This is a genomic window from Stenotrophomonas sp. PvP093 (genome assembly GCF_017876915.1).
GTDB classification, from domain to species: Bacteria; Pseudomonadota; Gammaproteobacteria; order Xanthomonadales; family Xanthomonadaceae; genus Stenotrophomonas; species Stenotrophomonas muris.
This window is the reverse complement of sequence record NZ_JAGIOX010000004.1, coordinates 862,788-882,167: the sequence shown is the minus strand read 5'-3', so window position 1 is coordinate 882,167 and position 19,380 is coordinate 862,788. Positions and strand designations below refer to the sequence as shown.

Here is a 19,380-nt window from a genome sequence, read left to right as displayed (position 1 = left end):
GTGTCGAGCCACCGCAATGATCCAGCAAGACCCCGGCGCCCTGTACCCCGACCACCTGGCCGTGCTGTGCCGACGTGCCGAACAGGCGTTGGCCCGCGGCGGCTTCGACCATCTGGTCGTGCCCAGCGGCACCCTGCACTACCAGGTGTTCGACGATCGCGACTACCCGTACGCGGTCAATCCGCAGTTCAAGGCCTGGCTGCCGCTGACCCGGGTGCCCAACAGCTGGATCGTGTTCACCCCGGGCAAGCGCCCGGCGGTGATTTTCCACCAGCCCTTCGATTACTGGCACGTGGTACCGGACGCACCGAGTGGCTGGTGGGTGGAGCACTTCGACATCCACATCATCCGCAAGCCCGAAGAGGCGCTGGCCCTGCTGCCGGCCGAGCCGTCGCGCTGCGCGATCCTCGGCGAGCCGCAGAGCGCGCTGGGCAGCTACGTGCCGAACAACCCGGCACCGGTGGTGAACTACCTGGAATGGCACCGTGGCAGCAAGACGCCGTATGAGATCGCGCTGATGCGCCAAGCGCAGGTGCTGGGCGTGCGCGGCCACCGCGCCGCCGAAGCCGCGTTCCGCAACGGCGCCGACGAATTCAGCATCCACATGGCGTACTGCCAGGCAGTGGGCCAGGATGCCAACGAGCTGCCCTACGGCAACATCGTGGCGCTCAATGAACATGCCGCCGTGCTGCATTACACCGAGCTGGGCCGCAAGGCGCCGCAGCCGCTGCGCAGCTTCCTGATCGATGCAGGCGCCAGCGCGCACGGCTACGCCAGCGACATCACCCGTACCTACGCCGCGCAGGGCCACGACGAATTCGCTGCGATGATTGCTGCCGTCGACGCCGCCCAGCAGCAGATGTGCGCAGCGGTGCGCCCGGGCTTCGACTACAGGCAGCTGCACGTGGACGCACATCTTTCGCTGATGGGCGTGCTGAAGGACTTCGGCGTGATCAAGGTCTCGCCGCAGACCGCGCTGGAGACCGGCGTCAGCGCCGCGTTCTTCCCGCATGGCATCGGCCACCTGATCGGCCTGCAGGTCCACGACGTGGCCGGTTTCGCGGCCAGCGACGAGGGCGGCCGCATCGAGCGCCCGGCGGGCCACCCGTACCTGCGCCTGACCCGCGTACTGGAACCGGGCATGGTGGTGACCATTGAACCGGGCCTGTACTTCATCGACATGCTGTTGAACGAAGTGAAGGATGCCGGCCATGGTGATGCGATCAACTGGGACCGTGTGGATTTCTTCCGTCCGTATGGTGGCATCCGCATTGAAGACGAAGTGCTGTGCACCGAGGGCGAGGCGGACAACCTGACGCGGCCGGCGTTTGCGGCGGCGAACGGCTGAGCCCCTCGTGGTTGGGCGCTGATATCAAAGGCCGCGCTTGGCCGGGCGGGGTGGGTTTGCAGGACACGCCGTAAACCCATCCATGGGGGCTCGATGGCGTCATCCATGGCGCCAACGGTCCTGCAAACCCACCCCGCCCGTCCTTTGACAGTTTCCTGCTGCGTCCAACCACGGAAAAAGAAGAAAGAAAAGCAGAAGCGGGTCGCTCGCTGCGCTCGCTCCGTGTCGACCAAGGTCGACACCTACCAACAGCCGCGCGTGCCAATAACCGCGGTTGCCAACAGCCGCGTGAACCTGTCGAAGGCGGGGTACTGTGGGTTTGCGGGGTGTGAGCGGCATGGATGCCGCGACCAAGCCCCCATGGATGGGTTCACGGCGTCCCCGCACACCCACAGTGCCCCGCCATCCCACGGAATGCGCGCTGTTGCTGTTGCTGTTGCTGTTGCTGTTGCCTCTGCGGGTGCAGGGCTGCAAGCCCTGCAGAACACCCCTTACCCCGCCATCACCGCTTCAATCTCGTCGGCGCTGCGCGCCAGGTCTTCGGTCAGCACGCGATGACCGTCGTCGGTGATCAGCACATCATCCTCGGTACGGATGCCGATGCCGCGCCAGCGCGGTTCCACCGTCGTATCGTCCACGCCGATGTACAGCCCCGGCTCGATGGTGAATGCCATGCCCGGCTCCAGCAGCCGCGAATCGCCCGCCAGGCGGTAATCGCCCACATCGTGCACGTCCAGCCCGATCCAGTGCCCGGTCTTGTGCCGGTAGAAACGCTGGTACAGGCCTTCGGACAGGTTCTTTTCCAGCGTCCCCTTCAGCAGGCCCAGCCGCAGCAGGCCCTCGGTCAGGGTCTGCACCGCGGCCAGGTGACCGGCCTCGTACGGCACGCCCGGCCGGGCCTGGGCCAGCGCGGCGGCCTGTGCATCGCCGACCAGGTCGTGCAGTGCACGCTGCTCGGCGCTGAAGCGGCCATTCACCGGGAACGTGCGGGTGATGTCGCTGGCGTAGCCACGGTACTCGGCACCGGCGTCGATCAGCACCAGCTCGCCGTCGCGCGAACGCGCGTTGTTGTCCCGGTAATGCAGGATGCAACCGTTGCGGCCCGCACCGACGATGCTGCAATACGCCGGCACTGCATCGCTGGCGCGGAACACGCGTTCCAGCTCGGCCTGCAGCTCGTATTCGTGGATGCCGGCCCTGGCAGCCTTCATCGCCGCCAGATGCGCACGCACGCTGATCTGCGCGGCGTGGTGCATCAATGCAACTTCCGCACCGGACTTGAACAGGCGCTGCTCGTGCAGCAGATGGCCCAGTTCAAGGAATTCATGCGGCGGCTGCGCGCCGTGGCGCACCTGCGAACGCACGCGGTTGACCCAGCCGATCAGCTTCAGGTCGAAATCGGCGTCGCGACCGAAGTGGTAGTAGACGCGCGAACGGCCTTCCAGCAGGCCCGGCAGGATGTCGTCCAGATCATCGATCGGGTACGCATCGTCCATGCCGTACTGCGCCACCGCGCCTTCCTGGCCGGCACGGCTGCCGTCCCAGGCTTCGCGCTCGGCATCACGTTCGCGGCAGAACAGGATGGCCTCGCCGTGGCGCCGGCCCGGGATCAGCACCAATACCGCCTCCGGCTCCGGGAAACCGCTCAGGTACTGGAAGTCCGAGTCCTGGCGGAACGGGTAATGGGTATCGAGGCTGCGCACCTTCTCGGCCGCGGCCGGCAGCACCAGGATCGCGTCCTCGCCGGCCATGTCCATCAGCTGGCGGCGGCGACGCTTGTATTCGCCGGCCGCGATGCCGGTGCGCTGCTTGATGTCCATCAGTTCAGGCGCTGCCGATGGCGCGAGGCCAGCACCACGTCACCGTGCAGCAGCAGTACCGCCACGCGGATGAACTCCTCGATCTCCGACAGGGCTTCGTCGTCATCATCGCCACCCGCTTCGAAATCCTCGCTGGAGGCGCGTGCCAGGCTGGCCATGTCGGTCAGCGCTTCTTCACCCTCTTCGGACAAGGTCGGGCGGCGGCCGCCGCTGCCCAGGCCGAAACCACCCAGGAACGAGCGGGTCCAGCTGAACATGGCATCGGCCTGCGCGGACACATCGTCGCCGTCTGTCAGCAGCAGTTCGAAGGCGAAGTCGCGGTCTTCCAGCTGCTTGATGGTCGCCTGCAGCAGCTGCCCCAGCACGCTGTCGGCAGCCACCGGCGGCAGGTTGTCGTCGGCCAGCACCCGTGCCGGCCAGTCGTTGCCGGGGGCGCCACCGGCGGCCAGCCAGCCACACAGCGCACCGTGCAGCTCGGCAGCGGTAGCGCCCAGGCCCAGTTCCTGGCTGGCGCGGGTAACGTCGTCGACGGAGGGAAGTTCGGTCATCGTGCGGCTCGTTCGGAAAGGAAACCCGGGGCGCGCACGCGCGCGCCCGTGAGACCCCGTAGTGTAGCAACCCGGCGGCGTCCTCTCTGCGGCCGCCGGGCCTTGCTGCGACAACGCTTGACCGCCCTTGCCCGGCTTGCCTATCGTGCCCGCATGGAACCCGCCGATCCCCTTGCCCAGCTGCAGGACTTCGCCGCCCGCGTGGAAGCGTTGCTCGAACGCAACCAGCGCCTGGCCGAGGAGAACCGCAGCCTGCGCCACCAGCAGGAACAGCTGGTGGCCGAGCGTTCCACGCTGCTGGCCAAGAACGAGCAGGCACGCTCGCGGGTGGAAGCAATGATCAGCCGGCTCAAATCCCTGGAGCAGCACACATGAGCGCCGAACCGGTCAGTGTCCGCATCCTCGATCGTGAATACACGGTGGGTGTCGGCGGCGATGAACGCGACAGCCTGATGGCCGCCGCGCGCCTGCTCGATGCGCGCATGCGCGAAATCCGCGGCAGCAACCGCATGGCCGCCGTCGACCGCGTCGCCGTGCTGGCCGCACTGAACCTGGCCCACGAACTGCAGCTGCTGCGCGACGAGAACGCCCGCCAGGCCGTGGCCCTGCAGCAGACGCTGGCCGACCTGAACAGGCGCCTGGACCGCGCGATCGACGGCACCCCCTAGAAAAAGGGGACGGAGGGGATTAAGGCGCATTCGCCCCATCCGTGCCGGAAACGTCTTAATCCCCTCCGTCCCCTTTTCGCATATCTGAATTGGCACGGACTGTTGCCGACGAACGGCCTATCCAGATCCTGCACGCTGGCTATAATGGCCACGCGTTCTCTGCGGTACTCGACGGCATGTGCAAACATTCGCCTTGTCCCTTAAGAACGACACCGGGAGCGCGACAGCGCCGGGAGTGCAGGTCCGCCTTGTAGCGGGAAGCCCGATGGTTCTCCAGCGTTCCCACTTGAGCCCCCGGGTTCAAGGTCGTTTCGCATGCATCGACATTGCGGAGAATGCAATATTCCAGCAAGGGCGGCGTCTTCGGGCGTCGCCCTTGTTCTTTCCGGCACAATGGCGGCTGATCCTTGCCGCACGCTGCCATGACCGACCCGCGCCAGGCCCTGCGCCACGACCTGCGGCAACGCCGCCGCGACCTTTCCGCCGGTGAGCGCATTGCTGCCGCCGAATCCCTTGCCGATGCCCTGCTCGCCCTGCCGTTCACCCCACGCGAAGGCGCCGTGGCCGGCTACTGGGCGCTGGATGGCGAAATCGCCCTGCACCGCTGGCAGCTGCAACTGCCCGAAGGGCTCACCTACTGCCTGCCGGTGCTGGCCGGCGACGTGCTGCGCTTCGCGCCGTGGCGGCCGGGACAGGCGCTGACCAGCAACCGCTACGGCATTCCCGAACCGGACGTAGCGCTGGACGATACGCTGGAACCGGCGCAGATGGCGCTGGTGGTGGCCCCGCTGGTGGGCTTCGACGCACAGTGCCGGCGGCTGGGCATGGGGGGCGGCTGGTATGATCGCAGCTTCGCCTTCCGCCATGACCGGCCGGCGCCGCCCTGGCTGGTCGGTGCTGCGTTCGCGGTGCAGCAGGTCGAGTCCTTGCCGGTGGCGTCGTGGGACGTGCCGGTGGATGCGATCTGCACCGAAGACGGCACCCTGTTCCCCTCCGCTGCCCCCGTGAACGCATGACCGCCCGCAAGCGCTACTGGCTGATGAAGTCCGAACCGGACGCCTTCTCCATCGATGACCTGGCCAAGGTCAAGGTCGAACCCTGGAACGGGGTGCGCAACTACCAGGCGCGCAACTTCATGCGCGATGGCATGCAGGTGGGCGACGGCATCCTGTTCTACCACTCCAATACCAAGGTGCCGGGCATCGTCGGCCTGGCCACGGTGGCCAGCACCGCCTATCCGGACGACACCCAGTTCGATCCAAAATCCGACTACTACGACCCCAAGAGCACGCGCGAGAACCCGCGCTGGATGCTGGTGGACGTGGCCTTCGACCGCAAGCTGAAGCAGGTGATCGCGCTGGACGAGATCAAGCTGCACGCCGAGGAACTGGGCGAAGGCTTCCCGCTGGTTGCCAAGGGCAACCGCCTGTCGGTGTTCCCGGTGACCGCCGCGCAGTGGAAGCTGCTGCTGTCGCTGGAAAAGAAATCCTGATTCCCTGCCTGAGAGTTCTCCCATGTCCGAAGCCAAGCGCCTGGCCGCCGAGAAAGCCATCGAATACGTCGAAGACGGCATGATCGTCGGTGTCGGCACCGGTTCCACCGTGGCCTATTTCATCGATGCCCTGGCCCGCATCCAGCACCGCATCAAGGGCGCCGTGTCCAGCTCCGAGCAGAGCACCGCGCGCCTGAAGCAGCACGGCATCGAAGTGATCGAGCTGAACCACAGCGGCAACCTGTCGCTGTACGTGGACGGCGCCGATGAGTGCGATCCGAACAAGTGCCTGATCAAGGGCGGCGGCGCCGCACTGACCCGCGAGAAGATCATCGCCGAGGCCAGCGAGCGCTTCATCTGCATCGTCGACCCGAGCAAGCAGGTGCCGGTGCTGGGCAGGTTCCCGCTGCCGGTGGAAGTGATCCCGATGGCGCGCAGCCTGGTCGCCCGGCAGATCCGCGACATGACCGGCGGCCAGCCGACCTGGCGCGAAGGCGTGGTCACCGACAATGGCAACCAGATCCTGGACATCCACAACCTGCAGATCACCGATCCGGAAAAGCTGGAGCGCGAGCTCAACCAACTGCCGGGCGTGGTCTGCGTGGGCCTGTTCGCGCGCCGTCGCGCCGACGTGGTGATCGTCGGCGGCGAGCCGCCGGTCGTGCTCTGACCCTTCCGAAGGATCCTGACGATGTCGCTGTTGCGTTCGCTGCTGATGCTTCCGCTGCTGGCCCTGGCCGGCTGTGCCACCGACGCGGCCCGCCATTGGGTCGAGCTGGATGGCGCCCGCTACCAGGTGGAGCTGGCCACCAATGACGAAACCCGCGCGCGCGGGCTGATGTTCCGCGACCAGATGGCGGCCGACCACGGCATGCTGTTCATCCACGACCGCGAAGAAATGCAGGCGTACTGGATGAAGAACACCAGGATCGCGCTGGACATCCTGTACTTCGACAGCCAGCGCAGGCTGGTCAGCCAGCAGCGCGACGTACCGCCGTGCTCGGCCGGCGACATGTGCCCGCCCTACCCCAGCGGTGGCCCGGCGCGCTACGTGCTGGAACTCAACGCCGGCCAGGCCGAGAAGCTGCAGTTGAAGGACGGCACGGAGCTGAAATTCGGCCCGGGCATCGAAAAGTAAGGTACGGCCGGGCTGCGCCCGGCACCCGCAGTAGTGCCGGCCGCTGGCCGGCAACCCTGCAGGGGTCAGATCCCTTTCGCGTGCGAAAGGGATCTGACCCCTGCATTTTTCACGCGGCACCGCTTGAAACGGCCTGCGAATGACGCCAGTCTGTGGCCATGCAGGACCGGATCACACTCCCCGACTGGGATGCACTGGCCGACCTCGAAGACGAGGCGCTGCCACTGTTGCCGACCGCGCTGCTGATCGCGCGCGATGAATACCCCGATCTGCAGCCGTCGACCTACGATGCGCTGATCCAGAGCCACGTCGACCACCTCCGCTCGGAAGTGGAGAGCATCGACAACAGTCCATTGAAGATGGCGGCGATCAACCGCCACCTGTTCGACGAGCTGGGCTACAGCGGCGACCACGACGAGTATTACGACCCGCGCAACAGCTACCTCAACCAGGTATTCGAGCGCCGGCTGGGCAACCCGATCTCGCTGGCGCTGGTGCAGATGGAAGTCGCGCGGCGGCTGGGCATTCCGCTCGACGGCGTGTCCTTCCCCGGCCACTTTCTGGTGCGCCTGCCGGTGGACGACGGCGTGCTGGTGATGGACCCGTTCAATGGTGGTCGCCCGCTGGACGTGGACGAACTGCGCGAACGCGCCAAGTCACACCTGGGCGGGCAGATGCCCGACGACCAGGTGCTGGCGCAGATTCTGGACCCGGCGCCGGCGCGCGCGATCCTGATGCGCATGCTGCGCAACCTGCACGGCGTGTATGCCGAAGCCGGCGAATGGGACCGCGCCGCGCGCAGTGCCGACCGCCTGCTGAAGCTCGCCCCGGAGCAGGACGATGCGCTGCGTGACCGCGGCCTGGCCTACCTGCAACTGGAGTACCTGGCCGGTGCCCGCCACGACCTGGGGCAGTACCTGAAGCGCAACCCGGAAGCCAGTGATGCGCAGTGGCTGCGCGAGAAGCTGATCGACCTCGGCGGACCGATGCCGCGGCTGCATTGAGGGTGCCGGGGTGTGGACCAACGGTCCACACCTACCCTCATCAATCGACCTCGACCATCTCGAAATCGGCCTTGGTGACCCCGCAGTCCGGGCAGGTCCAGGTCTCCGGAATGTCCTCCCAGCGCGTCCCCGGCGCGATGCCCTCCTCCGGCAGGCCCTCCGCTTCGTTGTACAGGAAGCCGCAGACCACGCACATCCAGGTGCGCAAGGTGGTGGGGGTGGCATCGCTCATCGGATAATCAGGGCTGGATTCACGGGCCGCCATTGTCCCATCGCGGTCCACTCACCGGTAGCCATCGATGACTTCTGCTTCCCCGGCGCCCCGCGGCGTCTACCTGATCACCCCGGACGAGCCCGATACCGCACGCCTGCTGGCCCGTACCGCGCCGCTGCTGGCCGCTGGCGCCACCTGGCTGCAGTACCGCAACAAGACCGCCAGTGACGCGCTGCGGCGGGAGCAGGCCACCGCCCTGCAGGCGCTGTGCGCGGAACACGGCGTGCCGCTGATCGTCAACGACGACCCGGCGCTGGCCAAAGCCGTTGGCGCGGCGGGGGTGCACCTCGGCGGCACCGACGGTGACATCCCCAGCGCACGCGCCCTGCTCGGTGCCGAGGCCATCATCGGCGCCTCCTGCTACGACCAGCTTGCCAATGCAGAGAAGGCCGTGGCCGCCGGCGCCAGCTACGTGGCCTTCGGCGCGTTCTTCCCGACCACGACCAAGGTCACCAGCAGCCGCGCGCATACCGACCTGCTGCGGCAAAGCGCCGCACTGGGCGTGCCGCGGGTGGCGATCGGCGGCCTGACGCCGGACAATGTCGGTCCCATCATCGACGCCGGCGCCGATCTGGTCGCCGTGGTCAGCAGCGTGTTCGCCGCCGAAGACCCGGTCGCGACCCAGCGCGCCTACCTCGCCCAGTTCGCGTAACGCCCAGGAAAGCCCCATGAACCACGACCAGTCCCACGCCCTGTTCTCCCGCGCCCAGCAACTGCTGCCGGGCGGCGTCAATTCGCCGGTACGCGCGTTCAAATCGGTCGGTGGCGAACCGTTCTTCGTCGAGCGCGCCGACGGCGCCTACCTGTACGACGTCGACGGCAACCGCTACATCGACTACGTCGGTTCCTGGGGCCCGATGATCGTCGGCCACAACCACCCGGCCGTGCGCCAGGCGGTGAAGAAGGCGATCGACAACGGCCTGTCCTTCGGCGCGCCGTGCGCAGCCGAAGTGACCATGGCCGAGACCATCACCCGCCTGGTGCCGTCGTGCGAGATGGTGCGCATGGTCAACTCCGGCACCGAGGCCACGCTGTCGGCGATCCGCCTGGCGCGTGGTGCGACCGGCCGCAACCGCATCGTGAAGTTCGAAGGCTGCTATCACGGCCATGGCGACTCGTTCCTGGTCAAGGCCGGCAGCGGCATGCTGACCCTGGGCGTGCCGACCTCGCCGGGCGTCCCGGCCGGGCTGAGCGAACTGACCCTGACCCTGCCCTACAACGATTTCGAAGCGGCCACTGCGCTGTTCGCGCAGCAGGGTGACGACATTGCCGGCCTGATCATCGAGCCGGTGGTCGGCAACGCCAACTGCATCCCGCCGCGCGAGGGCTACCTGCAGCACCTGCGCGAACTGTGCACGAAGCATGGCGCACTGCTGATCTTCGACGAGGTGATGACCGGCTTCCGCGTCGCCCTCGGCGGTGCGCAGGCGCACTACGGCATCACCCCGGACCTGACCACCTTCGGCAAGATCATTGGCGGCGGCATGCCGGTCGGGGCCTACGGTGGCCGCCGCGAGCTGATGCAGCAGATCGCCCCGGCCGGCCCGATCTACCAGGCAGGTACGCTGAGCGGCAACCCGGTGGCGATGGCCGCCGGCCTGGCGATGCTGGAACTGATCCAGCAGCCGGGCTTCCACGCCGACCTGGCCGAGCGCACCGCGCGCCTGTGTGCCGGCCTGGAAGCGGCCGCCGCCGAAGCCGGCGTGGCCGTGACCACCACCCGCGTGGGCGCGATGTTCGGGCTGTTCTTCACCAGCGAGAAGGTGGAGACCTATGCGCAGGCCACTGCCTGTGACATCCCGGCGTTCAACCGCTTCTTCCATGCGATGCTGGACCAGGGCGTGTTCCTGGCGCCGTCGGCGTACGAAGCCGGTTTCCTGTCCAGCGCGCACGACGATGCGGTGATCGAGGCCACCCTCGCCGCTGCACGCGTGGCGTTCAAGGCCACCAAGGGCTGATCGCAAAAAGGGGACGGAGGGGATTAAGTCGTTTGTGCACAAACGACTTAATCCCCTCCGTCCCCTTTTTTTCTAACCGAAGAGGAACTTGCCCTTCATCATCGCGAAGTGGCCGGGGAACGAACAGAAGAAGGTGTAGTCGCCACCTTTCTGCAGGCCCTGGGTAGAGAAACGCACGCGCGTGGTCTCGCCGCCGCCGATCACCTTGGTGTGCGCCAGCACGCGCTTGTCGGCCTTCGGCAGGTAGCTGTCAGCCAGGGTCATGCGCATGCCCGCCATCGCCACCGGCTGGTAATCAGCGCTGCGGGTCAGCACCCAGTTGTGGCCCATCGCGGTGACCGCCAGCTTGCCGGTATGGCGCAGGGTCAGGTCCACGGCGGTGCAATCAGCGGCAACCTTGATCTCGCGGCTGCTGAAGCTCATCTGGTCGGTGCTGTCGATGCTCACCGCACACACCCGCGCCATCGCCGACGGCGCCAGCATCAGCGCACCCAGTCCCACTGCCACCCTCCAAGCCTTCATCATTGCATCTCCTGCGGATTCAAGCGCCATTCTAGGCAGCCCCCTGCGGCGCCGTCTGCGACCGTCTGTCGCATGCCAGCTCCAGGGTTTCCCGCGCACTCATCGCAATGGCATGCTCAGCCGATGCGGATCGACCTGTTGCTGCTGGATGTGGATGGCGTGCTGGTGCAGTACCAGCGCGGGCAACGCGTGCTGCATCTGGCCCGGACACTGCAGGTTCCGACGCACGCCGTACAGGCCGTGCTGTACGACAGCGGTCTGGAAGCAGCGCATGACAATGGCACGCTGGATGGCCCGGCCTATCTGGCGCAGCTGGGAGAGCTTCTGGGCACGACTGTCGATGTGGCTGCATGGACCGCGGCGCGACGGGCCGCCAGCCATCCTCAGGCGGCCGTCTTGCAACGACTGCAGGCCCTGCAACTGCCAATCGCGGTGCTGACCAACAACGGCGCGCTGATGCAGCAGGCATTGCCCACCCTGCTGCCGGAACTGTTTCCTGCCCTGCAGGCGCGCGTGTTCTGCAGTGCGGATTTCGGCCTGCGCAAACCGGCGCCGGCGGTGTTTCTGCGCACGCTGGAAGCGCTGGGCGTGGCACCTTCGCGCACGCTGTTCGTCGATGACCTGTTCGCCAATGTGCGTGGCGCGCGCGCTGCCGGCCTGCACGCGGAAACCGTGCGCGATGGCCGGGGATTGGGCAAGGTGTTGAAGCGCTACCGGATTGCGTGAACTACTGTAGAGCCGAGCCCATGCTCGGCTGCTGTGGCCTGGCATCGCGATGAACCGAGCATGGGCTCGGCTCTACGGGCATTCCTCAGCAACGGGGTCAGAGCCCTCTCCGCAGGAGAGGGGTCCGACCCCGGCATGATGGCCTCAGCGCGCGGCGATGAACGCGGCAATCGCCGCGCGCAGGCGCTTCAGGCCTTCGGCCACTTCTTCGTCGGTGATGTTCAGCGACGGCACGAAGCGCAGCACGTCCGGGCCGGCCTGCAGGGTCAGCAGGCCGTGCTCGGCGGCGTGGTCGAGGATCGCACCGGCCTGGCCGGCGAAGTCCTTGCTCAGCACCGCGCCCAGCATCAGGCCACGACCACGCACGTCGCTGAACACACCGAACTCGTCGTTGATGCGGGCGAAGCCATCGCGCAGCGCCTTGGACTGGCGGCTGACGTTGGCGGCGATCTCCGCCGAGGCCAGCTTGCGCAGCGCCACGCGGGCCACCGCAGCAGCCAGCGGGTTGCCACCAAAGGTGGTGCCGTGCGCGCCGAACTGCATGGTCTCGGCCACCTTCGGGCCGGCCAGCATCGCGCCGATCGGGAAGCCGCCACCCAGTGCCTTGGCCAGGGTGACCATGTCCGGCACCACGTCGTCCTGCCAGTGCGCGAACAGCGTGCCGGTGCGGCCCATGCCGGCCTGGATCTCGTCCAGCACCAGCAGTGCATTGTGCTGGTCGCACAGTTCGCGCACGCGCTTGAGGAAACCGGACTTGGCCGGCATCACGCCGCCCTCGCCCTGGATCGGCTCCAGCATCACCGCCGCCACGTCGCCGGCGGCCATCGCGGTTTCCAGCTGTACTTCATCGTTGAAATCGATGTAGCGGAAGCCGCCGGGCAGCGGCTCGTAGCCTTCCTGGTACTTCGGCTGGGCAGTGGCGGTCACCGCGCCCAGGGTGCGGCCGTGGAAACTGCCACGGAAGGTGATGATCACCCGCTTGTCGGCCGGGCGGCCCTGGCTGGAGGCCCACTTGCGGACCATCTTGATCGCCACTTCGTTGGCTTCGGCGCCGGAGTTGCACAGGAACACGCGCTCGGCGAAGCGGCTGGCCTTCACCAGCTCCTCGGCCAGGTGCAGCGGCGGCGCACTGTAGAACACGTTGCTGGTGTGCCAGAGCTTGCCGGCCTGCTCGACCAGTGCGGCCACCAGGTCCGGATCGTTGTGGCCCAGCCCGCACACGGCGATGCCGGCGGCCAGGTCGATGAACTCACGGCCCTGGCTGTCCCACACGCGGGCGCCCTGGCCTCGCTCCAGTACCACCTGACGGGGCTTGTAGACCGGCAGGTAATAGTGCGAAAGGGAGATCAGCGGATCGGTAGCGGCGGTCATGGCAGTCGGCAGGGTTCAGGAATCCCCATTCTCGCGCCGGAACCCCTGCGGCACAATGCGCCCATGCGACCGTTTTCTGCCCCCCAGCTGAACCCCGCCACCGAGACCGGCTGGCGCCGCCGGTGGTTCGACATCATCTACCGCCACGACTCGCGGCCCTCGCGCAATTTCGACCTGATCCTGGTAGTGGCGATCGTCGCCAGCATCCTGGTGGTGATGATCGACAGCGTGCAGCACCTGCATGCCGAATGGTCCACCGGCCTGTACATCCTGGAATGGGCCTTCACGATCATCTTCACCGCCGAGTACCTGCTGCGGCTGGCCGTGGTCAAGCGCCCGCTGCGTTACGCGGTGAGCATCTGGGGCATCATCGACCTGCTGTCGATCCTGCCCGCCTACCTGTCGATGTTCATTCCTGGCGCGCAGAGCCTGCTGGTGGTACGCGCGCTGCGCATCCTGCGCGTGTTCCGCATCCTCAAGCTGACCCGCTACATCGAGGAAAGCGGCGTGCTGATGACGTCGCTGTGGCGCAGCAGGCGCAAGGTGCTGGTGTTCCTGTTCACGGTGATCACCATCACCATCATCGCCGGCGCGCTGATGTACGTGATCGAGGGCCCCGAACACGGCTTCACCAACATCCCGGCCAGCATGTACTGGGCGGTGGTGACCATGGCCACGGTCGGCTTCGGCGACATCGTGCCGCAGACCGTGCTTGGCCGCTTCGTCACGTCGGTGCTGATCCTGATCGGCTACAGCATCATCGCCGTGCCCACCGGCATCTACACCGCGGAGCTGGCCAGCACCATGCGTGAAGCCGAGCTGGCCGCGCGCCGCGATGCGCGTGGCTGCCCGCACTGCGGGCTGGAAGGCCACGAGCCGGATGCACGGCATTGCCGCAAGTGCGGGGGTGAACTACCGGATGCTTTCAGCCATTGAGGCACATGCCGGCCAGCGGCCGGCACTACCAAACCCGCAGGGTGCGTGCCGGGCGTGACCCGGCACTACCCTCGGTAGCTCCACGCCATGCGTGGATCCTCCTCAACGCATGCGGTTGCTGGTGGTCACCAGGTCGTTGTAGGCATCCAGGATCGTCGACTGCGCGCCCTCAGGATCGGTGGTGAGCCAGCTGCCCGACGCCTTGCGCTCGGCGGCCAACGCATCGGCGGTGATCGGCTTGCCCTGCTCCAGACGCTCGACACCGCGACCGGCGGTACGCACCAGCTTGTCGGCCGAACGCTGCACATGACCCCACATCGGGTCGTCCTTGCCGACACCACTGTTCTGGATTTCCGTCACCAGCGCCTGATAGTCGGCCAGCTGGCCGCGCAACGCCGCAACGTCCGGTGCGTCGCTCTGGAACGCCATCGCCAGCTGCTTGCCATCGCCGACAAGGCGCAGGTGGTAATAGGCCAGCGAGCGGCCTTCGCTTTCCTCGATCTGCTTCAGCTGGGCGGCGCGGCGATCGTTCTCGTTCTTTTCCAGCGCAGCATCCATCGCTTCGCTGGCCTTGAAGAAATCAGCATAGGCCTGCATCAGCGGGGTATGCTGGCTGCGCATCCCTTCGCCACCATCGCGACGATAGCCCTCGCGGGTGAAGTACCCATCGGCACGCTCGATCAGGGTGTTCAGTGCCTGGAATGCCCGCTGGTACTGTCGCGCGGGTGCATCCAGCGGCGTGGCAGGGGTCTTTGCCAGCGCATCGGTCAGCGGCTGGCCGCAATAGTCGACCCGGTGCGACAACAGCTTGCCGGGTGAACGCGGCTGCGCTTCCTTGCCGGTCGGGCCGGCCTCGGGATCCTTCATCCAGCCCGTATAGGTCTGGAAACCCTCGCGGATGGGCTGTTCGACGCCGTTGTAACACTCGATGTAGGCGTTCACCTTCCCCAGCCCGGGGTCGGCGACCGCCAGCCCCGCCGGGTTGTTGCAGCCGGCCAGCGCGCCAAGCAGGAGAACGGGAATCAGGCGTGTGGATGCGTTCAAATCAGTTCCTTGCACCAGTGAAAACTGCAGGCATCTTCATGCATGGCGCGGGCGCGCGCTCCAGCACCTCGGGAAGGTGCTGGCATTCGGGGCTGCGGGGCGCGTCATGTCGCAATCATCCTGCTCGATCGCGACAAAAATAACGTTGAGCTTCGCTACTGGCGGTTGCTCTGGAAAACCAGCGAGTTGTATTCCTGCATCAGCTTGTTGGCGGAGCCACGCGGCGCCATCGAGGGCGAATCCAGCATGCGTCGTTCGAAATCGCTGTAAGGCTTTTTCTCGCCGACGCGCTGCAGCCGCTCCTTGCCTTCGCGACGGAAGTTCTCGGCTTCACGCTCGAAGCTGTTCCAGTCCAGCTTGCCCGGCTCCTGATCAGCCACCTTCGCATGCGCTTCGTCGGAAATGCGGTTGAACGCATCCAGGCGCTCGCGCGCCTTGGCCTGATCGAAGTCATCCTCACTCATCAGATCCATGATGGCCTTGGCTTCCAGCATCATTGCCAGACGGTAGTACTCGCGCGTGCGTCCCTCGGCCTGTTCCAATACCTTGAGCTGCTCGCGCTGGGCGGCGTCGTTCTGGCGCTCCAGCTCGGCGTTGAACGTTTCGCTGGCAGTCACGAACTCCTTGAAGGCGGCCATCAAGGGCGCGTGCAGCTGCTTTCCCTTGGCGAACTGGTCGTCTTCGTAGTCCTGGCGATCGTAATAGTCGTGCGCGTCCTTGCTGAGCGGCACCAGTGCCTTCAGCGCCTGCTGGTAATGGCCAGCAGCGGCATCGAGCTCAGCCAGCGCCGGCTTGGCAGCCATCGCCTCGGTCACGGGGCCATCGCACTGCTTCATGTCGTAATCGCTGATCTCGAACGGACCGTACACCTGGGTCTCGCGCCCGCTCGGGCCGGCCTCGACGTCCTTGATCCAGCGCGTATAGGACTCGATGCTGCCGTGGGTCTTCGAATCAAGCGTGTTGAAGCAGCCGATGTAGGCGTTGAGCTTGGCGGTCAACTGCTGCTGTGCGTCGGACGGCGCCGCGCTGGCGTCGGGCGTGCTGGAAGGGCCGGCGTCGCCAGTGGTTGCGGGTGCCTTGCCGCCGCAGGCAGCCAGGACAATCGACAGCGAAGCGGCCAGCGCCGCGACGGAAAGAGTGCGTGACATGGGTTCACGTCCTTGTTGAAAACGATTACAGCCGCGCATTCTAGCGCAGCAGGCCGAAGGTCGCAGCCCTCGGCCTCTGCCGGCGACGCGCGATCACTCCAGGAACAGATCCGGCAACAACGGACGCGATGGATCCACCGCATAGCCGGACAGATCGGTGATACCCGCCTGTGCCAGCACGTCATCGTCGATCAGGAACTGGCCGTGGAAACCCGCCGCCTCGCGCACCAGTACCGCGTGCGCAGCATCGGCCATGATCTGCGGCGTGCGGCAGCCGGCCGCATCGACGCCCGGAATCATGTTGATCGCATCGGTGGCGATCACCGTGCGCGGCCACAGCGCGTTCACCGCCACACCCTGCGGGCCGAATTCCGCGGCCAGGCCGAGCGTGACGAAGCTCATGCCCATCTTCGCCAGCGTGTAGCCGGTATGCGCGCCCCACCACTTCGGTTCCAGGCTCGGCGGCGGCGCGAGAGTGAGGATGTGCGGGTTCGGCGCCTGCAGCAGGTACGGCAGGCAGGCCTGCGCGCACAGGAAGCTGCCGCGCGAATTGACCTGCTGCATCAGGTCGAAGCGCTTCATCGGCGTATCCAGCGTGCCACGCAGCCAGATCGCGCTGGCATTGTTGACCAGGATGTCGATGCCACCGAAGGTATCGACCGTGGCCGCAACTGCGGCGTGTACCTGCTCCTCCTCGCGGATGTCGCACTTCAGGGCCAGGCCCTGCCCGCCTGCCGCCGTCACCGCTTCGGCCGCGGTATGGATGGTGCCCGGCAGCTTCGGATTCGGCACCGACGACTTGGCCGCGATGGCCACGTTGGCGCCGTCGCGCGCAGCGCGCAGTGCGATGGCCAGGCCGATGCCACGCGAGGCACCGGTGATGAAAAGCGTTTTGCCCTGCAGGCTGCCCACGTCCCACACTCCAGCGTATGCAATGAGCCGCTAGTATGCCGCGCCGACGTGGAGTTCACCCGGCCTTGACGATACTTGGGCCTCCAGACAACGCACGAGGTCCACGCCATGCGCCGTTCCCGCCTGTTGCTGCCTGCCCTGGGGCTTGCCCTGCTGACCGCCTGCCAGGGCCGTTCGCCGGAACCGGGCAAGGAGCCACCTGCCGGTGACACGCCCAGCGCGGAGAAGGCCGCCGCCGACGGCAAGCTGCGCTGGAGCGAGGCCGTGGTGTGGGATGGCGACCTCAACGCCTGCCGCCAGGGCGAGAACGCCGCCACGCGTGATTGCCTGCGCGATGCGATGCGCGCCGGCGGCGCCAGCGCCGATGCGATCACCGCCGCCGAACAGCTGTCCACCGGGGGCGAGCTGGCCTACGTGACGGCCTGGCACGAGAACGAAGGCCTGGGCATTGCGACGGTCGAGTATCCGTTCCGCGCCAACACCAACGAGGGCACCCGCCTGGTCGACGCCACCGGCAAGCGCATCGATGTGGATGCCGTGCAGCTGGACGACACCCTGCGTGCCGACCCCGCCGTGCAGGCCCTGCTGAAGGACCACCCACAGGCCACGCCGTTCGCACCGGCGCAGTCGGCCGGGGCCACGCCGCTGGAGAACGGTGGCGTCCGCCTGCTGTACCGCACGCCGCTGCGCGACTGCCACGCCTGCCCGGATGTGGGCCAGCTGCAGATCGCGTACGACTTCGACGCCAAGCGCAACTTCATTGGCCAGCAGGTGGTGCCGGCGACGCCGTAAGGCATTAAGCGTTAGCGTTAAGCGCCGAGATGCTCTGTGGACCGGGCCATGCCCGGCGACATCGACCGCGCAAAGCATACATATCGGCTTTGCCCTGACCACAAAGCCGAACGACGACCGCAGCAGCAGTTTCTCGCATCTCGCGACAGAGAGAATCAACGGGATCGCTGATAGAAGGAGTCAGTCGTCAGCCGACTTTCAATTACCGATCGAACATAGGCAGCCCGCGCCTTGCGGGACTGCGAGTATTCGGCAAAAATCGTCATTGCTTCGGACCTCATCTCAGTGCCGCCGGTGGTCGTAAATACGAAAAATGAAGGCTCAAGATAACCAACAGTCTCTCGCATAAACCGCTTGCACTCATCAAGCGGAAAATCTGCGGCGTAGTCCGCCCAATCGATATAGCGCCTCCAGAAAGCAGGCGCCCCCCATTCCCCGCATCTCTCATCAACAAAGAGCTTCAACTCAGAGAGCATGTCGGCGCATGCATCTACAGTTTCATCATCTAAATCCAGCGAAGCAACGCGACCGGGATCAACCGCCTGCCAACAAAAAACCATAAAATCCGCAACAAAGCTCTCTTCACAGCCCTCGAAGAAATTACTCTTGTACCAGGCAAGAGTTTTCGCCACATCAGTCAATTCATCAGAATCAATCATCATCTTACCTTTCCGGCGGCATTAACGCCTGCGTTGACTATCTCACCATTCCGCACATGAACCCAAACCTGCGCCCCTCCCCTCATCGTCTGAGTGTACGTACTGACACCGGCAGAGGCTGCATCTTGCGTCATTAGCCGCGCGGCAACCGCATCCACCCTTAGGTTCGCCGGGTTTGAGCTGACACGCTGGAAAAGACCAACAAATCTCATTTGTGAAGCAACCGTAGTGGGATTCACATGCCCTGCGGCGCTTCTAAATACATGCTCTGCTCGTACCGCAAAATTGAATCGAGCAAGCATTGGAATTGCAGCAGGAACAGAAGCCAGCCCTCCGCCGCCCCGCGAGTACATTGCGGGTATCGCGATATCATGAAAAAGGGCACCGACGTCAAAGATGTTTCCATTCTTTGTCAAATCTCCCGACAAGCCAAGACGCGACTTTATCTCTTGCCAGTTGGAGTTTGATTCTCCGCCAGATGCCACGCTCGGAGATGAGCCAGAGGATGGCGCCCTCGGAATCGCGGAGTCAGATGATGTCGGCCCAGTGGCCGTCGTGTTCCCACCGGTACTCTTACAAGTACCGTCACTATTCGTGATTCTAGAGCCAGTGCAGCGGCCATCTGGATCAACGAAAGTATAGGGGTTCAGTGCCGAATACATGTATCGATTAAATAGGGCTCCGTTGTCCAAGCCCACGTCGACCGGATCTGTCGATAGGAATATCCCGACCAACGGATCGTAGTACCGCTGCTGCATGTACGTCAGACCCGTCGCCGAGTCCGACACATGCCCGGTGAATCCCGGGTGATCCCCCTTCGCATCACCTACGGTCGCACCATAGGGCTCATAAACGGTGCGCTCGACGATCGCGCCGTTGGCATCAGAGATGGCAACCGGGGAACCCAGCGCGTCGGTATGCACATACTGGACGATCTCCTGCGCCGAAACACTCACTGTGCCCAGCAACAGTCCCAACAGAACAGCGACACCAACCAGAATTTTCTTGATCTTCATTTTC

Annotated in this window: 23 protein-coding genes and 1 other RNA gene; 14 read left to right on the top strand and 10 right to left on the bottom strand. The window is 65.8% G+C overall.

Features of this window, described 5'->3' with window-relative positions:
* The first annotated feature begins 16 nt into the window (after positions 1–16).
* Complete coding sequence (gene pepQ / locus J3A72_RS06705; RefSeq protein ID WP_075076011.1) at positions 17–1,348, top strand: Xaa-Pro dipeptidase; 1,332 nt, start codon at positions 17–19, stop codon at positions 1,346–1,348.
* 491 nt (positions 1,349–1,839) lie between these two features.
* Here the strand turns inward: pepQ and J3A72_RS06700 are convergent, their stop codons facing one another.
* Positions 1,840–3,162 carry an aminopeptidase P N-terminal domain-containing protein gene (locus tag J3A72_RS06700; protein ID WP_140222839.1) on the bottom strand — a complete coding sequence of 441 codons (1,323 nt, stop codon included), beginning with the start codon at positions 3,160–3,162 and terminating at the stop codon, positions 1,840–1,842.
* A gap of 5 nt (positions 3,163–3,167) precedes the next feature.
* Positions 3,168–3,716, bottom strand: a complete 549-nt coding sequence (locus J3A72_RS06695; RefSeq protein WP_014648288.1) for a YecA family protein — start codon at positions 3,714–3,716, stop codon at positions 3,168–3,170.
* Positions 3,717–3,869: 153 nt separating this feature from the next.
* On the opposite strand from J3A72_RS06695, the gene J3A72_RS06690 reads away from it, so the two are divergent.
* From J3A72_RS06690 to J3A72_RS06655, 8 genes are all read left to right on the top strand, one after another.
* On the top strand, positions 3,870–4,091 hold the full coding sequence (locus J3A72_RS06690; RefSeq protein WP_005410898.1) for a TIGR02449 family protein: 222 nt from the start codon (positions 3,870–3,872) through the stop codon (positions 4,089–4,091).
* Positions 4,088–4,384, top strand: a complete 297-nt coding sequence (locus J3A72_RS06685; RefSeq protein ID WP_005410899.1) for a cell division protein ZapA — start codon at positions 4,088–4,090, stop codon at positions 4,382–4,384. The genes J3A72_RS06690 and J3A72_RS06685 overlap by 4 nt, the downstream gene beginning before the upstream one ends.
* Positions 4,385–4,537: 153 nt before the next feature.
* A non-coding RNA gene (gene ssrS / locus J3A72_RS06680) (6S RNA) lies at positions 4,538–4,723 on the top strand.
* 83 nt (positions 4,724–4,806) lie between these two features.
* Positions 4,807–5,400, top strand: coding sequence for a 5-formyltetrahydrofolate cyclo-ligase (locus J3A72_RS06675; RefSeq protein ID WP_075076013.1), 594 nt, complete (start codon positions 4,807–4,809; stop codon positions 5,398–5,400).
* Entirely contained in the window at positions 5,397–5,876 is a 480-nt protein-coding gene (locus J3A72_RS06670; RefSeq protein ID WP_014648290.1) for an EVE domain-containing protein, read from the top strand. Before J3A72_RS06675 ends, J3A72_RS06670 begins: the two co-directional genes overlap by 4 nt.
* A 22-nt stretch (positions 5,877–5,898) precedes the next feature.
* On the top strand, positions 5,899–6,546 hold the full coding sequence (gene rpiA, locus J3A72_RS06665) for a ribose-5-phosphate isomerase RpiA (RefSeq protein ID WP_014648291.1): 648 nt from the start codon (positions 5,899–5,901) through the stop codon (positions 6,544–6,546).
* Between the two features lie 21 nt (positions 6,547–6,567).
* Complete coding sequence (locus J3A72_RS06660; protein WP_014648292.1) at positions 6,568–7,014, top strand: DUF192 domain-containing protein; 447 nt, start codon at positions 6,568–6,570, stop codon at positions 7,012–7,014.
* A gap of 158 nt (positions 7,015–7,172) precedes the next feature.
* The gene (locus J3A72_RS06655) at positions 7,173–8,018 is read left to right on the top strand and encodes a SirB1 family protein (protein WP_024957828.1); all 846 of its coding nucleotides are present in this window, start codon (positions 7,173–7,175) and stop codon (positions 8,016–8,018) included.
* Between the two features lie 40 nt (positions 8,019–8,058).
* Here J3A72_RS06655 and J3A72_RS06650 read toward each other — a convergent pair whose 3' ends face one another.
* Positions 8,059–8,283: a rubredoxin gene (locus J3A72_RS06650; protein WP_075076014.1), complete on the bottom strand. Its 225-nt coding sequence runs from the start codon at positions 8,281–8,283 to the stop codon at positions 8,059–8,061.
* 34 nt (positions 8,284–8,317) lie between these two features.
* On the opposite strand from J3A72_RS06650, the gene thiE reads away from it, so the two are divergent.
* Positions 8,318–8,944, top strand: a complete 627-nt coding sequence (thiE, locus tag J3A72_RS06645; RefSeq protein WP_046432341.1) for a thiamine phosphate synthase — start codon at positions 8,318–8,320, stop codon at positions 8,942–8,944.
* Between the two features lie 16 nt (positions 8,945–8,960).
* Complete coding sequence (hemL, locus tag J3A72_RS06640; RefSeq protein ID WP_049407023.1) at positions 8,961–10,250, top strand: glutamate-1-semialdehyde 2,1-aminomutase; 1,290 nt, start codon at positions 8,961–8,963, stop codon at positions 10,248–10,250.
* A gap of 72 nt (positions 10,251–10,322) precedes the next feature.
* Here the strand turns inward: hemL and azu are convergent, their stop codons facing one another.
* Positions 10,323–10,772 carry an azurin gene (azu, locus tag J3A72_RS06635; protein WP_032956045.1) on the bottom strand — a complete coding sequence of 150 codons (450 nt, stop codon included), beginning with the start codon at positions 10,770–10,772 and terminating at the stop codon, positions 10,323–10,325.
* Positions 10,773–10,895: 123 nt separating this feature from the next.
* Between azu and J3A72_RS06630 the strand changes: the two genes are divergently transcribed.
* The gene (locus J3A72_RS06630; RefSeq protein ID WP_075076015.1) at positions 10,896–11,498 is read left to right on the top strand and encodes an HAD-IA family hydrolase; all 603 of its coding nucleotides are present in this window, start codon (positions 10,896–10,898) and stop codon (positions 11,496–11,498) included.
* Positions 11,499–11,642: 144 nt separating this feature from the next.
* Here J3A72_RS06630 and J3A72_RS06625 read toward each other — a convergent pair whose 3' ends face one another.
* Positions 11,643–12,869, bottom strand: a complete 1,227-nt coding sequence (locus J3A72_RS06625; protein WP_014648299.1) for an acetylornithine transaminase — start codon at positions 12,867–12,869, stop codon at positions 11,643–11,645.
* Positions 12,870–12,932: 63 nt separating this feature from the next.
* Between J3A72_RS06625 and J3A72_RS06620 the strand changes: the two genes are divergently transcribed.
* Positions 12,933–13,805, top strand: a complete 873-nt coding sequence (locus J3A72_RS06620; RefSeq protein ID WP_014648300.1) for an ion transporter — start codon at positions 12,933–12,935, stop codon at positions 13,803–13,805.
* Between the two features lie 102 nt (positions 13,806–13,907).
* Here J3A72_RS06620 and J3A72_RS06615 read toward each other — a convergent pair whose 3' ends face one another.
* From J3A72_RS06615 to J3A72_RS06605, 3 genes are all read right to left on the bottom strand, one after another.
* Positions 13,908–14,849 (bottom strand): YiiG family protein, encoded by a 942-nt coding sequence (locus tag J3A72_RS06615; RefSeq protein ID WP_075076016.1) that lies wholly within the window; start codon positions 14,847–14,849, stop codon positions 13,908–13,910.
* 155 nt (positions 14,850–15,004) lie between these two features.
* On the bottom strand, positions 15,005–15,997 hold the full coding sequence (locus J3A72_RS06610) for a YiiG family protein (protein WP_014648302.1): 993 nt from the start codon (positions 15,995–15,997) through the stop codon (positions 15,005–15,007).
* 93 nt (positions 15,998–16,090) lie between these two features.
* Positions 16,091–16,909 (bottom strand): NAD(P)-dependent oxidoreductase, encoded by an 819-nt coding sequence (locus J3A72_RS06605; RefSeq protein ID WP_014648303.1) that lies wholly within the window; start codon positions 16,907–16,909, stop codon positions 16,091–16,093.
* 108 nt (positions 16,910–17,017) lie between these two features.
* On the opposite strand from J3A72_RS06605, the gene J3A72_RS06600 reads away from it, so the two are divergent.
* Positions 17,018–17,701, top strand: a complete 684-nt coding sequence (locus tag J3A72_RS06600) for a hypothetical protein (protein WP_032956036.1) — start codon at positions 17,018–17,020, stop codon at positions 17,699–17,701.
* Between the two features lie 155 nt (positions 17,702–17,856).
* Here the strand turns inward: J3A72_RS06600 and J3A72_RS06595 are convergent, their stop codons facing one another.
* Both J3A72_RS06595 and J3A72_RS06590 read right to left on the bottom strand, forming a co-directional pair.
* Positions 17,857–18,363 (bottom strand): hypothetical protein, encoded by a 507-nt coding sequence (locus J3A72_RS06595; protein ID WP_041863781.1) that lies wholly within the window; start codon positions 18,361–18,363, stop codon positions 17,857–17,859.
* Complete coding sequence (locus J3A72_RS06590; RefSeq protein ID WP_075076017.1) at positions 18,360–19,376, bottom strand: RHS repeat-associated core domain-containing protein; 1,017 nt, start codon at positions 19,374–19,376, stop codon at positions 18,360–18,362. Before J3A72_RS06590 ends, J3A72_RS06595 begins: the two co-directional genes overlap by 4 nt.
* Positions 19,377–19,380 lie beyond the last annotated feature (4 nt).

Excerpts from the sequence above, each read along its gene's own strand:
- J3A72_RS06685 (WP_005410899.1), top strand. The coding sequence starts at position 4,088 with ATGAGCGCCGAACCGGTCAGTGTCCGCATCCTCGATCGTGAATACACG.
- J3A72_RS06690 (WP_005410898.1), top strand. The coding sequence starts at position 3,870 with ATGGAACCCGCCGATCCCCTTGCCCAGCTGCAGGACTTCGCCGCCCGC.
- J3A72_RS06655 (WP_024957828.1), top strand. The coding sequence starts at position 7,173 with ATGCAGGACCGGATCACACTCCCCGACTGGGATGCACTGGCCGACCTC.
- azu (WP_032956045.1), bottom strand. The coding sequence starts at position 10,772 with ATGAAGGCTTGGAGGGTGGCAGTGGGACTGGGTGCGCTGATGCTGGCG.
- J3A72_RS06695 (WP_014648288.1), bottom strand. The coding sequence starts at position 3,716 with ATGACCGAACTTCCCTCCGTCGACGACGTTACCCGCGCCAGCCAGGAA.
- J3A72_RS06650 (WP_075076014.1), bottom strand. The coding sequence starts at position 8,283 with ATGGCGGCCCGTGAATCCAGCCCTGATTATCCGATGAGCGATGCCACC.
- J3A72_RS06670 (WP_014648290.1), top strand. The coding sequence starts at position 5,397 with ATGACCGCCCGCAAGCGCTACTGGCTGATGAAGTCCGAACCGGACGCC.
- J3A72_RS06630 (WP_075076015.1), top strand. The coding sequence starts at position 10,896 with ATGCGGATCGACCTGTTGCTGCTGGATGTGGATGGCGTGCTGGTGCAG.
- J3A72_RS06600 (WP_032956036.1), top strand. The coding sequence starts at position 17,018 with ATGCGCCGTTCCCGCCTGTTGCTGCCTGCCCTGGGGCTTGCCCTGCTG.
- J3A72_RS06595 (WP_041863781.1), bottom strand. The coding sequence starts at position 18,363 with ATGATGATTGATTCTGATGAATTGACTGATGTGGCGAAAACTCTTGCC.
- J3A72_RS06675 (WP_075076013.1), top strand. The coding sequence starts at position 4,807 with ATGACCGACCCGCGCCAGGCCCTGCGCCACGACCTGCGGCAACGCCGC.
- thiE (WP_046432341.1), top strand. The coding sequence starts at position 8,318 with ATGACTTCTGCTTCCCCGGCGCCCCGCGGCGTCTACCTGATCACCCCG.
- hemL (WP_049407023.1), top strand. The coding sequence starts at position 8,961 with ATGAACCACGACCAGTCCCACGCCCTGTTCTCCCGCGCCCAGCAACTG.
- J3A72_RS06610 (WP_014648302.1), bottom strand. The coding sequence starts at position 15,997 with ATGTCACGCACTCTTTCCGTCGCGGCGCTGGCCGCTTCGCTGTCGATT.
- J3A72_RS06660 (WP_014648292.1), top strand. The coding sequence starts at position 6,568 with ATGTCGCTGTTGCGTTCGCTGCTGATGCTTCCGCTGCTGGCCCTGGCC.
- J3A72_RS06620 (WP_014648300.1), top strand. The coding sequence starts at position 12,933 with ATGCGACCGTTTTCTGCCCCCCAGCTGAACCCCGCCACCGAGACCGGC.
- J3A72_RS06590 (WP_075076017.1), bottom strand. The coding sequence starts at position 19,376 with ATGAAGATCAAGAAAATTCTGGTTGGTGTCGCTGTTCTGTTGGGACTG.
- pepQ (WP_075076011.1), top strand. The coding sequence starts at position 17 with ATGATCCAGCAAGACCCCGGCGCCCTGTACCCCGACCACCTGGCCGTG.
- rpiA (WP_014648291.1), top strand. The coding sequence starts at position 5,899 with ATGTCCGAAGCCAAGCGCCTGGCCGCCGAGAAAGCCATCGAATACGTC.
- J3A72_RS06625 (WP_014648299.1), bottom strand. The coding sequence starts at position 12,869 with ATGACCGCCGCTACCGATCCGCTGATCTCCCTTTCGCACTATTACCTG.